The organism is Vibrio sp. ECSMB14106 (assembly GCF_000972265.1).
GTDB lineage: Bacteria > Pseudomonadota > Gammaproteobacteria > Enterobacterales > Vibrionaceae > Vibrio > Vibrio kanaloae.
In genome coordinates, this window is record NZ_LAUM01000006.1 from 88,130 (window position 1) to 102,468 (window position 14,339).

The 14,339-nt window shown below is 47.0% G+C and carries 13 protein-coding genes; 6 read left to right on the plus strand and 7 right to left on the minus strand.

Features of this window, described 5'->3' with window-relative positions:
• The first annotated feature begins 15 nt into the window (after positions 1 to 15).
• Both WR49_RS06215 and WR49_RS06220 read left to right on the plus strand, forming a co-directional pair.
• The gene (locus WR49_RS06215) at positions 16 to 504 is read left to right on the plus strand and encodes a type II secretion system protein M (protein ID WP_017055613.1); all 489 of its coding nucleotides are present in this window, start codon (positions 16 to 18) and stop codon (positions 502 to 504) included.
• A gap of 1 nt (position 505) precedes the next feature.
• A complete protein-coding gene (locus WR49_RS06220) occupies positions 506 to 1,285 on the plus strand; it encodes a type II secretion system protein N (RefSeq protein ID WP_017055614.1) in 780 nt (259 codons plus the stop codon).
• A 119-nt stretch (positions 1,286 to 1,404) separates the two neighbouring features.
• Here the strand turns inward: WR49_RS06220 and cysQ are convergent, their stop codons facing one another.
• The 4 genes from cysQ to WR49_RS21745 form a co-directional block, all read right to left on the minus strand.
• Positions 1,405 to 2,232 carry a 3'(2'),5'-bisphosphate nucleotidase CysQ gene (gene cysQ, locus WR49_RS06225; RefSeq protein WP_046223426.1) on the minus strand — a complete coding sequence of 276 codons (828 nt, stop codon included), beginning with the start codon at positions 2,230 to 2,232 and terminating at the stop codon, positions 1,405 to 1,407.
• Positions 2,233 to 2,289: 57 nt separating this feature from the next.
• The gene (gene nudE, locus WR49_RS06230) at positions 2,290 to 2,841 is read right to left on the minus strand and encodes an ADP compounds hydrolase NudE (protein WP_017055616.1); all 552 of its coding nucleotides are present in this window, start codon (positions 2,839 to 2,841) and stop codon (positions 2,290 to 2,292) included.
• A gap of 291 nt (positions 2,842 to 3,132) precedes the next feature.
• A complete protein-coding gene (gene nfuA, locus WR49_RS06235) occupies positions 3,133 to 3,717 on the minus strand; it encodes a Fe-S biogenesis protein NfuA (protein WP_029626881.1) in 585 nt (194 codons plus the stop codon).
• A 109-nt stretch (positions 3,718 to 3,826) separates the two neighbouring features.
• Positions 3,827 to 4,540: a ComF family protein gene (locus tag WR49_RS21745; protein WP_197078521.1), complete on the minus strand. Its 714-nt coding sequence runs from the start codon at positions 4,538 to 4,540 to the stop codon at positions 3,827 to 3,829.
• Positions 4,541 to 4,632: 92 nt separating this feature from the next.
• Here WR49_RS21745 and bioH point away from each other — a divergent pair, with 92 nt between their 5' ends.
• Together bioH and WR49_RS06245 are read left to right on the plus strand one after the other, a co-directional pair.
• Positions 4,633 to 5,409 carry a pimeloyl-ACP methyl ester esterase BioH gene (gene bioH / locus WR49_RS06240; RefSeq protein WP_046223427.1) on the plus strand — a complete coding sequence of 259 codons (777 nt, stop codon included), beginning with the start codon at positions 4,633 to 4,635 and terminating at the stop codon, positions 5,407 to 5,409.
• 193 nt (positions 5,410 to 5,602) lie between these two features.
• Positions 5,603 to 6,076: a hypothetical protein gene (locus WR49_RS06245; RefSeq protein WP_017055619.1), complete on the plus strand. Its 474-nt coding sequence runs from the start codon at positions 5,603 to 5,605 to the stop codon at positions 6,074 to 6,076.
• Positions 6,077 to 6,284: 208 nt separating this feature from the next.
• Here WR49_RS06245 and WR49_RS06250 read toward each other — a convergent pair whose 3' ends face one another.
• Positions 6,285 to 8,615, minus strand: coding sequence for a Tex family protein (locus tag WR49_RS06250; RefSeq protein ID WP_046223428.1), 2,331 nt, complete (start codon positions 8,613 to 8,615; stop codon positions 6,285 to 6,287).
• Positions 8,616 to 9,311: 696 nt separating this feature from the next.
• Positions 9,312 to 9,794 carry a transcription elongation factor GreB gene (greB, locus tag WR49_RS06255; protein WP_046223429.1) on the minus strand — a complete coding sequence of 161 codons (483 nt, stop codon included), beginning with the start codon at positions 9,792 to 9,794 and terminating at the stop codon, positions 9,312 to 9,314.
• Positions 9,795 to 9,964: 170 nt separating this feature from the next.
• Between greB and ompR the strand changes: the two genes are divergently transcribed.
• Positions 9,965 to 10,684 carry an osmolarity response regulator transcription factor OmpR gene (ompR, locus tag WR49_RS06260; protein ID WP_046223430.1) on the plus strand — a complete coding sequence of 240 codons (720 nt, stop codon included), beginning with the start codon at positions 9,965 to 9,967 and terminating at the stop codon, positions 10,682 to 10,684.
• 165 nt (positions 10,685 to 10,849) lie between these two features.
• Positions 10,850 to 12,151: a two-component system sensor histidine kinase EnvZ gene (gene envZ / locus WR49_RS06265; RefSeq protein WP_017055627.1), complete on the plus strand. Its 1,302-nt coding sequence runs from the start codon at positions 10,850 to 10,852 to the stop codon at positions 12,149 to 12,151.
• 76 nt (positions 12,152 to 12,227) lie between these two features.
• Here the strand turns inward: envZ and recG are convergent, their stop codons facing one another.
• Positions 12,228 to 14,306 carry an ATP-dependent DNA helicase RecG gene (recG, locus tag WR49_RS06270; protein ID WP_046223431.1) on the minus strand — a complete coding sequence of 693 codons (2,079 nt, stop codon included), beginning with the start codon at positions 14,304 to 14,306 and terminating at the stop codon, positions 12,228 to 12,230.
• Positions 14,307 to 14,339: the final 33 nt, after the last annotated feature.

The window sequence follows — 14,339 nt, forward strand, 5'->3', positions numbered from 1 at the left end:
GCAAGGAGATCAGTGATGAGAAATATGATTGAACCACTCCAAGCGTGGTGGACCTCAATAAGTCAAAGAGAGCAACGGCTGGTCATTGGTTGTTCAATTTTATTGGTGGTGGGTGTCGTTTATTGGGGATTAATACAGCCACTTAGTCAGCGAGCTGAATTGGCGCAAAGTCGTATTCAAAGTGAGAAACAACTCTTAGCTTGGGTAACCAATAAAGCCAATGAAGTTGTTGAGTTACGAGGCAGTGCAGGCATTAGTGCTAGTCAGCCTTTGAACCAATCTGTGCCCGCTTCTATGCGTCGTTTTAAGATTGAGTTGATTCGAGTGCAACCGCGTGGCGAGATGCTGCAAGTGTGGGTAAAACCAGTGCCTTTTAATAAGTTCGTTGACTGGCTGACATACCTGAAAGAAAAACAGGGTGTTGAGGTTGAGTTTATGGATATTGATCGCTCTGATAACCCTGGGGTTATTGACGTCAACCGACTACAGTTTAAACGAGGTTAATGTGAAACGCGGTTTATCTCTTAAATATGGCCTGCTATTCAGTGGCACCTTTATTGTCTTTTTCTCTGTCAGCTTGTTGCTGCACTTACCGGCATCTTTTGCTCTTAAGCATGCACCTGCTGTACGCGGTCTGAGCATCGAAGGTGTTGAAGGTACAGTTTGGCAGGGTCGCGCCAACAATATTGTGTGGCAGCGAGTCAATTACGGAGCAGTTCAGTGGGATTTCCAGTTCTCTAAATTATTCCAAGCTAAAGCGGAGCTAGCCGTTCGTTTTGGCCGTAACAGCGACATGAACTTGTCAGGTAAAGGGCATATTGGGTATAGCATGAGTGGTGCATATGCGGAAAACTTAGTGGCTTCAATGCCTGCTATGAACGTGATGAAATATGCCCCAACCATCCCAGTGCCTGTTTCGATTGGTGGGCAAGTTGAATTGACGATCAAGCACGCGGCTCATGCTCTGCCTTGGTGTCAATCGGGCGAAGGCACAGTAGCGTGGTCTGGTGCGGCAGTGGATTCCCCTGTTGGTTCGTTAGACCTAGGCCCTGTGATAGCGGATATTACCTGTCAAGATAGCGCTATTTCAGCCAAGGGACTACAGAGTAGCCCACAAGTGGACAGCGAGTTTTCTGCGAGCGTAACGCCGAATCAAAGCTACACCTCATCGGCATGGTTTAAACCGGGAGCTGAGTTCCCGCCTACGATGCAGAGCCAGCTTAAATGGTTAGGTAACCCTGATAACCAAGGGAAATACCAATTTACCTACCAAGGTCGTTTTTAGCCAGGTATCTACTTCTGAACTAGCATCCGTTGGTTATCAAACAACGAGATATAAAAAATGGGCACCTCACTGAGGTGCCCATTTTATTTGAATATCAGATGGTCATGACACGACGCGATTTAGTCTTTACCTTGTAAGATCTCGGGCCATGGTAAGTCTGCATCACCAAGCACGATGAAGTTCGGGTTCTCAAGTGTCTCTCTTTCATTGTAAGAAAGCGGCTCTAACTGTGTACTCAAAATACGACCGCCAGCCTCTTCAACAATGCATTGTGTCCCTGCGGTATCCCACTCGCCCGTTGGTCCAAGTCTGAGATAACAGTCCACCGCCCCTTCAGCGACTAAGCAGGCTTTAAGCGCGGCTGAACCTAGCGGAACCAAATCATAATTCCAAGCAGAGTTCATACGGCTAGTGATGCGATTGATATCTTGGCGGCGACTGATTGCCATTGCGATGGATTGGTTTGGCAGTTCATGACGATGTGTCTTGATTTTAACGCTGTCGTTAAGGTCTGGGATCTTCCAAGCCCCTTTGCCACTGTAAGCGTAATAACTCACACCGGAAACAGGAGCATATACGACCCCCATGACGGGTTTATTATGCTCAATTAGGGCGATGATTGTCGCGAAGTCGCCACTTCTTGCGATGAATTCCTGAGTTCCATCTAGTGGATCAACCAACCAGTAGCGATCCCATTGAGAACGTTGCTCTAGGCTAATGTCTGCAGCTTCTTCAGATAACACGGGAATATCAGGGGTGAGTTCACTGAGTTTTTTCGAGATCAGTTTATGCGCTGCAAGGTCGGCACTGGTGACCGGTGTGTCATCGCTTTTGGTGAACTCTTCGTAATCTTTCTTCTCGTATATCTCTAAGATGAGCTGTCCAGCAGAACGAGCAATCTCAATGACAGAGGGAAGGAGGTGAGAAAAATCTTTTGTTATTGGCATAAATGTTCTCTTACTCTTCGATCGAGCTTGTTTGGTCTTCGAGTGCGATCGTTTGTTCTAATTGTTATTTAAGACTCGAAGGGCTAATAGTAGGGCAGTAATAGATCGAGCCTCGCAGAAGTCGAGGTGTGTTAGCAGCTCTTCGGCTTGCGAGAGCGGCCATCGCACGACATCTAGTGGCTCTGGTTCATCCCCTTCGAGTTTCTCTGGGTATAGTTCTTCTGCAATGAATAGTGTCATTTTGCTAGAGAAATAAGAGGGCGCGAGGATAACCTCTTTGAGTGGAGTGAGTCTGTTGGCACCATAGCCGATCTCTTCTTTCAGCTCTCGAACGGCAGCGTCAGCAGGTTGTTCACCAGCATCAATGAGTCCTTTAGGGAAGCCAAGTTCATAGCGTTCGGTCCCTGCTGCGTATTCACGCACTAACAGAATATCGCCGTGTTCAGTAATTGGAACCATCATTACGGCATTGCGGCCACTGGGCTTCATGCGTTCGTACGTACGCTCTTCACCGTTTGAAAAGCGTAAATCGAGCGACTCTATAGAGAACAGTTTTGACTGAGCGACAGTTTGCTGAGCCAATATTTCCGGCTTGGTCCTTTTTGTCATGCGCCCACTCCTTAACTCATTGGATTTTTCTTAGAAAGTCATTCTAATATAGGGGAAATGACGCTGAGTTCCTAGAGGCGAGTTTTCATATCCTAGAATTATTGAACAGGAACCGATTGCGATCACTGCTATTGTTTAAATCAAAGTGGAATCGGGCTTCTACGGCTCAGTGAGTTGATTGGAAAGTGGTATTTTGAATGGCAACAGACAGGCGTTCTCTACCTTTAAAAAACAAAAAAGGTTGATGCTAGTGCATCAACCTTTTTATTCGTTACTAACGCTAATCAGTGATTAGTAGTAAGAGTGCTCACCACGATCGTGTTCTGTTGCGTCACGAACTGCCGTTAGTTCACCTTCAAATTGTTGAAGAAGTTCTTTCTCGATGCCTTCTTTTAGGGTTACATCAACCATAGAACAACCGTTACAACCGCCACCGAATGCAACAATAGCCGCACCGTCTTCAGTGATTTCTACCAAGCTAACGTGACCACCGTGACCAGCCAGTTGCGGGTTAACTTGTGTTTGAATTGCGTATTCAACACGCTCGGTAAGAGACGCATCATCTGATACTTTACGCATTTTCGCGTTTGGCGCTTTAAGCGTTAGTTGAGAGCCCATTTTGTCTGTTACGAAGTCAATCTCAGCTTCGTCTAGGAATGGTAGGCTTAGCTCATCTACGTACGCAGAGAAAGCGTCGAAAGACAGTTTAGTGTCAGACGCTTCGATAGCATCTGTTGGGCAGTAAGAAACACCACACTCAGCGTTTTGTGTGCCTGGGTTTACCACGAACACACGAATGTTTGTACCTTCAGGCTGCTGTGACAGCAGATTGGCAAAGTGAGTTTGAGCTGTTTCTGTAATAGTAATATTTGACACGACGAATACCTGAGTAGATTTGTAGGTTATTAGCGCCATTCTACCCCTGTCAGATTTGTAATTCAGCCCTTTTTTGTTGGATTGCTGTACAAGTAGCGATCCACAGCTTTTATCCAGAGGGCTCAGGAGTGCGGCAGATGCAGTAAATATCAATCCTTTTAACGCCCACTTCAAGTAGTAATTGGCATAATTGATACACAGTACTGCCTGTGGTTACAACATCATCAATTATCGCGATGTGAGAATAATTGTTCGTTGAAAAATTCATATTGCGCAGCGTGAAAGCGTTTTTTAGATTGATCTGCCTTGCGGATTTGGTTAATCCTTGCTGCGAAACCGTCGAACGAGATCGACGAAATAAAACTGCACTTTTAACGTTCAGTTCCTGGGCTGTGTAATGGGCTAATAACTGGCTCTGATTAAAGCCCCTATGAATATACCGCCCCCAATGTAGAGGCACACTAGTGATCAATGGCGCTGGGTGCTGAATACGTGGCGCTAACAATTTTGATAGATCGCGAGCGAACCAGAACTTATCGGCGTATTTCATCTGTTGGATATAGTGTGCTGTTGGAAAGACGTAGTCACCCACACAATAGAGACGATGCCAAGGTGGTGGATTCGATAGACATTGACCACATTGCTCGACGTTAGTTAAGGTTTTCAAGCCACATTGCTGGCAGCGTGGCTGTTGGCAAAAGAGATCGAGGCAAGTTTGGCACCATCGAGGATGAGTATCGCTGAGGAGCTTTTCTAGCTTGCACATATGGCATTGTGATGTGACCAGATGCGGTGTGTGTTTTTGTAGCCAATCGGATAACATAGCTTGTGATGCTTTGGGTTATGGTGTTCCTTTTACTCACCATAGTGAAAAGTGCAGGTTATTGCTGATGGAAAAAGTAGGGAATATTGAGAATGAGTGACGCGTTGTATTGGCATGTATCCGGGCAAGGAACGGATTTGGTCTTGGTTCACGGTTGGGGAATGAATGGGGCGGTATGGCAGCAAACCGTTGATGCTTTAGAGGCTAATTTCCGAGTTCACGTTGTGGATTTGCCGGGGTATGGACACAGCGCGCATTGCCATGCTCAAAACCTTGAAGAAATTTCTCACCAACTGATGGTCGACGCACCGAAACAAGCTATTTGGGTTGGTTGGTCGCTCGGTGGTTTGGTCGCGACACATATGGCCTTGCATCACTCTGATTACGTAAGCAAACTAGTGACGGTTGCGAGTTCTCCTAAATTTTCTGCTGCAAAAGAACCAGTACTATGGCGAGGTATTCAACCCAACGTATTAACGGCGTTTACCGAGCAGTTAGTTGAAGACTTTCAAACTACTATCGAACGCTTTATGGCATTGCAAGCCATGGGGAGCCCTTCAGCAAGGCAAGATGTAAAACAGCTCAAGCAAGCGGTGTTGTCCCGTCCACTACCTAACCCTAAGTCGTTGTTAGCTGGTTTGAAAATGTTGTCGGATGTGGATCTCCGTGACCAGTTACCTGAGATTTCAGTGCCTATGTTGCGCTTATACGGTCGATTAGATGGATTGGTGCCAATCAAGGTCGCCAAAGACCTGGGCACAGCCTTGCCTCATACCGAGCAATACATCTTTACTCAGTCTTCGCATGCACCATTTATGACAGAAGCGGATGCCTTTTGTAGTGAACTGGTCAGCTTCGCTCAAAAATAACTGCTAAATTAATAAATAACTTGGTCGATATATAGACTACCCCTAGAGTAGTTCATATGAATTAGGCCAACGTGGTTGTATTCGCGGTATGGATTTGAACTAGAGGGGCTATGTTTGTGAGCGTTGAGTTGTTGAAGATGATGCTCGCGGCAAACTAGCAATAGCGATGGGCGATTCTTGAGGAGAGTTCGCGATGATTGTGTCACCTGCAACTGCAGTGAGTGTGCCACTAATTGCCCCATCCGTTAATGTGCAAACAGAGCAAGTTGCGCGTGATAATAGAGTTCGAGTACCCGTCGCTCCCGCAGTAGCATTGGCCAAAACCAATGCAGAACGAAAGGTAAAACCGGACGATAAGCGAAGGCAGCAGTCGGCTTGGGATCCTTCAGACCATCCAGGTTATGACATGGAAAACGAGTCAGAGGCCAATTCGATTAGCCATGAAGAACCTCAAGATCCTTTTGAGCGGTTATTCAGCCTATTGGCACTGAGAACATACAGTGCAGACCAAGGCAAAGGCTATACCATGCGTTTCCGCCTGCCAAAGCATGTTTTAGGTGCGGCGATTCAGGAGGGACAGATGGAGAAACGACGTAAGGTCATAAAATATCATTATGGTCATGCTGTTGCGCCTCATGCTCCATCGGAAGTGTTGGTTGTATTGTGATTATACTCTTCATACTTGTTGCCTCGCAGCAACTCCAATTATTTTGAGTATAAAATACGTAGAATACAGTTCAGCTTTGATGTCTTTTTTGAACACATAATAAAAAACCTGCATACCCTTAGGGGTGCAGGTTTTCTGTTTTAGCACGTCAGTTTTGTTGAAGATGAAAACTGACTTGTTAGTCGCTGGCTATTCGCTTTAGCGCAACTTATTTCTTCGCTTTAGCAAAGGCAGCAGCGAAAGCACCGCCCATCGCTGCGTTTTGTTGCGGTTCCTCACGACGACGCTGTCCACCTTGTGAATTTTGATTCGGGCGGTTTTGCGTGCGAGGTGTACTTGAACGTTGAGCTCTATTGTCTTGGCCTGGTTCATCTTTCATACGCATGCTTAGCGCAATACGCTTACGCTGAACATCCACTTCCATCACCTTCACCTTGACGATGTCACCGGCTTTAACCACTTCTCGTGGGTCAGAGACAAAGCGATCGGTGAGCGCAGATATATGCACTAAGCCATCTTGGTGAACGCCAATATCAACGAAGGCACCAAAGTTGGCCACGTTTGAAACCACACCTTCTAGAATCATGCCTGGCTCTAGATCTGAAACACTATTTACGCCATCAGCGAAGGTTGCTGTTTTGAACTCAGGGCGAGGGTCGCGTCCCGGTTTATCCAACTCTTTAATGATGTCGGTTACGGTTGGTACACCAAAGCTTTCGTTGGTGTAATCAATCGCATGTAAACCTCGTAGGAAATCTGTATTGCCCACCAGAGACTTGATGTCTTTGTGGTTTTTCTCAGCGATTGTTTTCACCACTGGATAAGCTTCTGGGTGAACCGATGAAGCATCCAGCGGGTTCTTGCCATCCATGATACGTAAGAAGCCGGCACACTGTTCAAAGGCTTTTGGCCCCAAACGAGCCACTTTTTTCAGCGTAGTACGCGCTTCAAAGCGACCATTCTCATCACGGAAATCCACGATGTTCTGTGCGATGGTGTTAGAAAGGCCGGCAACGCGAGTCAGCAGCGCAGCAGACGCGGTATTCACATCAACACCTACGGCGTTTACACAGTCTTCGACAATCGCATCTAGGCGTTTAGCGAGCATGGTTTGGCTAACGTCATGCTGGTATTGGCCCACACCGATCGATTTAGGGTCAATCTTCACCAGCTCTGCCAGTGGATCTTGTAGACGACGAGCAATAGACACCGCGCCACGAATCGATACATCCATGTTCGGGAATTCTTTTGCTGCTAACTCAGACGCTGAGTACACCGATGCACCCGCTTCGCTAACAATGATTTTTTGCGCTTTTAGGTTGCCGCGTTTAATCACATCAGCCACAAAACTGTCGGTTTCGCGTGAAGCGGTACCATTACCAATCGCAACTAGGTCAACATTGAATTGACGAATCATCTGCTCAACAACGTGTGCGGATTTGTCGTATTGCTTTTGTGGCGGGTGAGGGTAAATGGTTTCTGTCGCCAGAACTTTACCAGTTGAATCCACCACCGCGATTTTCGAACCAGTACGTAAACCCGGATCTAAGCCTAAAGTTGCACGAGGGCCAGCCGGCGCTGCCATCAGCAAGTCTTTAAGGTTAGTTGCGAACACTTCAATCGCTTCGATCTCTGCACGCTCTTTCATCGCGCCCATCAATTCAGTTTCCATGTGCATAGAAACCTTGATGCGCCATGCCCAGCTGATCACTTGCTTACGCCATGCATCCGCAGGTGCGCTGCTTAGGGTAATGCCGTAGTGATCAGAAATGATGTTCTCGCAGTATGAAGCACGAACACCTTCTTCTTGCTCTGGGTCTGCATTCATCGCCAGCGTTAGGAAGCCTTCATTGCGGCCACGTAACATCGCAAGCGCACGGTGAGATGGCACTTTGCTGAGCTTTTCGTTGTGTTCGAAGTAGTCTTTGAACTTCTCGCCTTCTTGTTCTTTGCCTGCCACAACACGCGCCACTAGCTCCGAGTTGCGTGTGAGGTGTTGGCGAATCTTCTCAAGTAGGTTGGCGTCTTCAGCAATGCGCTCCATGATGATCGCACGTGCGCCATCGAGTGCCGCTTTGGTATCGGCAATACCTTTATCGCTGCTGATGAAGTTAGCCGCTTCGGTTTCCGGATCGTGCTGTGGTTCATTCCATAACGTATCGGCGAGTGGCTCTAAGCCTGCTTCAATGGCGATCTGACCTTTAGTGCGACGCTTTGGTTTGTACGGTAGGTACAGGTCTTCTAGGCGCGTCTTGCTGTCGGCTTGAGTGATATCACGCTCTAACTCTGGCGTGAGTTTACCTTGGTCTTGAATCGACTTAAGAATCGTTTGGCGACGATCATCAAGTTCGCGAAGGTATGAAAGGCGGCTATCAAGGTTACGTAGTTGGGTATCGTCTAAGCCACCCGTCACTTCTTTACGGTAGCGGGCAATAAAGGGAACGGTGTTACCGTCGTCAATTAGGTTTACTGCGGCAGTGACTTGCTCAGAACGGACATTCAGTTCTTCAGCGATCAGTCGACAGATAGCTTGGCTCATCCGATGAATCTCTTATTTAATATCATGACAAATACATGGGGGTGAGCGTACGCTTTTTCTAGCTTTGGTTGTGTAATTATCCTGTCAGAAGTCGAATTTCCGTTTGTGATACCTGCTTTGTGCGAGATCTCTTACAAGTGATGTGAGACTAAGTCGCTTTAAACCGATGATGCCGTCTCAAAATCAACTTAAGTTACTGATTTTATTTAACTGTGTGTTTGTGGGCGTATTTCCCACCTGAAATGTTTTTTGCGACTATCTAGGAAACTCGCTCAATTACCGTAATATTTAATTTGTCGACAGGGAGTTGGCAGGAACAGGAAAAAGCCTAATGGACTAGGTATCTTCAGGATGAAGATTTGATTACTTAGGATGAGTGGTCAGCAAGGAAGTGATAATCTCTGGATGAGATTCGCCAGTCAGGATGACAGGCTAGAATGGACACCGCTAGGATGGCGATGAACAAAAAGGAAATTGGTTAAAGGATTTAGCCACTATCAAGGAAAGATGCAGGGAGCACCTTATCTCGAAGAGATAAACAGTAGCCGGATTGCTGCGATAGAGATTTAACCCCGCGAGGCGAAAGCCTTGCGGGGTTTTCTTTTATCTGGCGTTTGGGTTTGTCTGTCTTGAGTGTGCTGGTCGGTTAGTCACGCTAAGCCATAAGCCTATAAACCAAGGTATAAACAATAAACTCTACGCGTCGTTTGTGTAGTGAATCGAGTTAATGAACCACTCTTTGTCGCCTTCCGGTGTGGTTACCGTAAACTCATCATCCACTTCTTTCTTGAGTAGAGCTCTCGCCATTGGCGAGTCGATAGAGATATAACCTTTAGCATCGCCGTAGATCTCTTCGGGACCGACAATTCGAAACTTCTTAATGTCCCCATCTTCATTCTCAATTTCGACCCAAGCACCGAAAAATACCTTACCTTCTTGCTGCGGAGAGTAATCCACGATAGTGACATCAGGTAGGAATTTGCGTAAGAAACGCACTCGACGATCAATCTGACGAAGCAAACGCTTATTGAACGTGTAATCTGCGTTTTCCGAGCGATCTCCAAGGCTTGCAGCCCAAGTGACTATTTTTGTTATTTCTGGACGTTTTTCGTGCCATAAATGGTCATGTTCTGCTTTGAGCTTGTTATAACCTTCTCGGGTGATAAGTTTGGTTTTCATAAATCGGACTTAATGAAATGATGTTCTAAGATAGAATATATAGAAAGGCAACATACGTTAACAATTCTTTAGGCGACTTTTTCTCCAAGAATGTTACATTTTTAATGTCTTATACAATTTACCAAAAATGCTTAACCTACGGTTTGAGCTTTAATAGGTGGAACCATTACATGCAAGAAAACTACAAAATTTTAGTGGTCGATGACGATGCTCGCTTACGTGCATTGTTGGAACGCTATCTGTCTGAGCAGGGCTTTCAAGTGCGTAGCGTGGCAAACAGTGAGCAGATGGACCGCCTGTTAACCCGTGAAAATTTTCACTTGATGGTATTGGATTTAATGATGCCGGGCGAAGATGGCCTCTCGATCTGTCGTCGTCTACGCAACGCAAATAACTCACTACCTATTTTAATGCTGACAGCAAAGGGTGATGAGGTCGACCGTATTGTGGGTTTGGAAGTGGGGGCCGATGACTACCTGCCGAAACCATTTAACCCGCGTGAGCTTTTGGCTCGCATTAAAGCGGTAATGCGCCGCCAAGTGATTGAAGCGCCGGGCGCACCAAGCACGGAAGAGTCTGTGGTTGAATTTGGTGAGTTCCGCCTGAACTTAGGTACGCGTGAAATGTTCCGTGGTGATGAGCCAATGCCACTGACTTCCGGTGAATTTGCTGTGTTGAAGTCACTTGTGACCAACGCTCGTGAGCCAATGTCTCGCGATAAGCTAATGAACATGGCACGTGGCCGTGAATATGCAGCGATGGAACGTTCTATTGATGTTCAGATTTCACGTTTGCGCCGCCTTGTTGAAGAAGACCCAAGTAAACCCCGTTATATCCAAACCGTGTGGGGCCTAGGTTATGTCTTCGTTCCAGAAGGTAAAGCGGTGTAATCTCGCGTTATAAGATCAAAAGCGGCTTTACCGGTTCTGTGATTCAGAGTTTATTATTTACGGGCCACCTCATTGATATGTGGTGGCCCGTTTTCTATTCAGCACAGTGGTTTACAGTTATAGTTTCCATTATGTCCCTTTATCACCTCTAACTTTAGGCCTTCTATGCGTATACGTAGCTCCTTTACTCAGTCGATAGTGCTCTTGTTAACTTTGCTGGTTGCCAGCCAAGTTTTTTCTTACTACGCCGTATTTAACTATGCTTTGATGCCGAGTTTGCAGCAGTTTAATAAGATCTTGGCTCATGAGTTAAACCTAGTGTTGGATCAAGACAGTGACATGGATATCGAGATTGATGCACCGCTACGTCAGCGTGTGCTTGAACAGCTAGGAGTCACCGTTCATGCCAAGGACAGCGGAGCGGCGGATGAGTATTACCATGCGGTGGCGATTGATCTGATGAGCGAGGAGATGACCAAAGAACTCGGCTCTGAGACGGAAGTGCGGCTGATGTTAGGCAAAGAGAGTTACGTGTTGTGGATGGACATTGCGCAGCTACCTAATTCTTTGATTCGTATTCCGCTATCAGAGTTGCAAGAGGAAGACTTTGCCCCTCTTTTTCGTAATAGCTTGATCATGGCGATGTTGATTGTCGCGGGTGGTTGGTTGTTTATTCGATTACAAAACCGACCATTAATTACCTTGGAGAAAGCGGCTCAAGGTGTCGGGCGAGGTGAGATTCCCCCACCATTGCCAGTTCAAGGTGCACAAGAGATTCGTTCCGTCACTCGAGCCTTTAATCAAATGTCGAAAGGTATTCAAGAGTTGGAAGAAGATCGAGCGCTGCTGATGGCAGGTATCAGCCATGACTTACGTACTCCATTAACGCGAATCCGATTAGCGACTGAGATGATGTCGCCAGAAGATGGCTATTTAGCGGAAGGGATCATCAGTGATACCGAAGAGTGTAATGAGATCATCAGCCAGTTTATGGATTACCTAAAGCCTGTTGATCGAGATTCATTCCAAGCGGTGTTTGTCGATGATATTGCTCGAGAAGTTTCTAGCTCTGAGGGTGGGTACGAGGTACAGATTGAAACTGATATTTCAGAATCAATGAAACCCGCCTTAGGGAACCCGATTGAAATGAAGCGTGCGGTGAGCAACTTGGTGGTCAACGCGCTGCGTTATGGTAATGGTTGGGTCAAAGTATCAACGGGAATGACAGCCGACAATAAGCTTGCTTGGGTAACGGTGGAGGATAATGGTCCGGGTATTCCGCAAGACCAAGTCGGTAAGCTGTTTGAACCGTTCACGCGCGGTGATACGGCGCGTGGCAGTGAAGGGACAGGCTTAGGCTTGGCTATTGTCAAACGTATTGTCAGCCAGCACCAAGGCGCAGTGGTGGTTAACAATCGTAGTGAAGGTGGTTTGAAAGCGCAGATCAGTTTCCCTGTAAAACCTTAGAGTTGAACGGACTAGTACGAAAAAGGCTTCCTTGAGGGAAGCCTTTTGACGTTTTAGATTAAAGTTGCTTTGTTCATTAAGCCTTAGAATACACATCACGCTCGCCCAACCAACGGTTGATGATCGCCTTGGCATTCTCTGGGTAGCTATCGTGAATATGACGCGCAATACGCTGCACTTCAGGAATCAGTCGCTGGTCTCGTACCAAGTCAGCAATCTTGAAGTCGGCTAAGCCCGTCTGTTTGGTACCAAGCAGTTCACCGGGTCCTCGAATCTCTAAGTCACGCTGCGCAATCACAAAACCATCGTTACTTTCACGAAGCACACCTAAGCGCTTCTGAGCAGTTTTAGACAGTGGTGAGTGGTACAGCAATACACAGTGGCTCGCGACCGAACCTCGGCCGACACGGCCACGAAGCTGGTGGAGTTGTGCTAGGCCAAGACGCTCTGGGTTTTCGATGATCATTAAGCTCGAATTTGGCACATCTACACCCACTTCAATCACGGTTGTCGCAACCAATAGGTGCAGTTTGTTCTCTTTGAACTCCTGCATCACTGCTTGCTTCTCGGCTGGCTTCATCCGTCCATGCACCAAACCAATTTTTACGTCTGGCAGTTTGCGTTGCAGCTCTTCTGCAGTATCAGCCGCGGCTTGCGCTTCTAGGACTTCCGATTCATCAATGAGCGTACACACCCAATAGGCCTGCTTGCCCTCATTGAGACACGCATAACGTACGCGTTCGACAATATCATCCCGTTTGGTGTCAGGAATCGCCACGGTTTGAATCGGTGTTCGACCCGGTGGCAATTCATCAATAATCGAAGTTTCGAGATCGGCATACGCTGTCATGGCTAACGTTCTTGGAATCGGGGTGGCGGTCATCACCAATTGATGTGGGTAATAACCTTGTTTTGCGCCTTTCTCACGCAGTTCTAATCGCTGGTGGACACCAAATCGGTGTTGCTCATCAATGATCACCAAGCCAAGGTTTTTGAACTCGACATGCTCTTGGAATAGCGCATGAGTACCAACCACCATTTGCGCTTCTCCATTGGCAATGCGCGCTAGCTCGGTTTCACGGGCTTTGCCTTTGAGTTTGCCAGCCAGCCAGCCGACTTGAATGCCCATCGCTTCAAACCAGTTGGCGAAGTTGATCGCGTGCTGTTCTGCCAAGAGTTCGGTGGGTGCCATCAGCGCCACTTGTTGGCCATGCTCTAATGCTCGAACCGCTGCCAGTGCAGCAACCAAGGTTTTACCTGAGCCAACATCACCCTGTACTAAGCGCATCATAGGGTGCGGTTTTTCAAGGTCAGCTTCGATCTCTTTGGTTACTCGTGCTTGAGCATTGGTTGGCGAAAACGGTAGCTGAGCTAATAGCTTGTCTTTGAGTGTATGTACTGGAAGAAAGGGTATCGCTTTGTCTTGCTGTCCTTTACTGCGAACCGATAGCATCGATAGGTTTTGAGCCAGTAGCTCTTCCATAATTAGGCGCAGCTGAGCAGGGTGCTTACCTTCATCAAACTGCTCTAGGTCAATCCCTGGAGGTGGCCTGTGAATTGTGTGCAGTGCTTGGGCGAGGGTAATTTGGTGATCGTATAAACCGGAAGGCAAAAGTTCATTCACCGCGGCCTTGTCGATCAGCTCTAACGCTTGGTCAGTCAGATTGCGCAGTGTGACTTGTCTTAGCCCTTCGGTGGTTGGGTATACCGGAGTTAAGTTAGCTTCAACGTCAGGCTGCTGCCTTGGGGCAAAGAATTTGTAATCCGGGTGGACGATCTCCAGTCCCATATTGCCGCGCTTGATCTCACCATAAGCATGCACTTGTTTTCCTTCGGCAAAGTTATTTTTCATACCGGCAGTGAAGTTAAAAAAGCGCAGAGTAATCGTACCGTTGCCATCGCTGATCTTTACCGTCAGCATCTTACGTTTACCGAAAATAGTATCAACGTGCATCACCTTGCCTTGCACTGCCGCCCAAAGGCCAGCGTGCAGTTTTACGATGGGATAGATACGTGTTCTATCTTCATAGCGTAAAGGGAGGTGAAACAGCAGATCTTGTACGTTGTTAAGCCCAACCTTTTCCAGTTTCTCTGTGACTTTAGCGCCGACTCCAGATAAAGAGTTGAGAGGGATAGCAGATAAAAGCTGTGACATAACAAGGCTCATATACGTAAGAGAGATGATCTA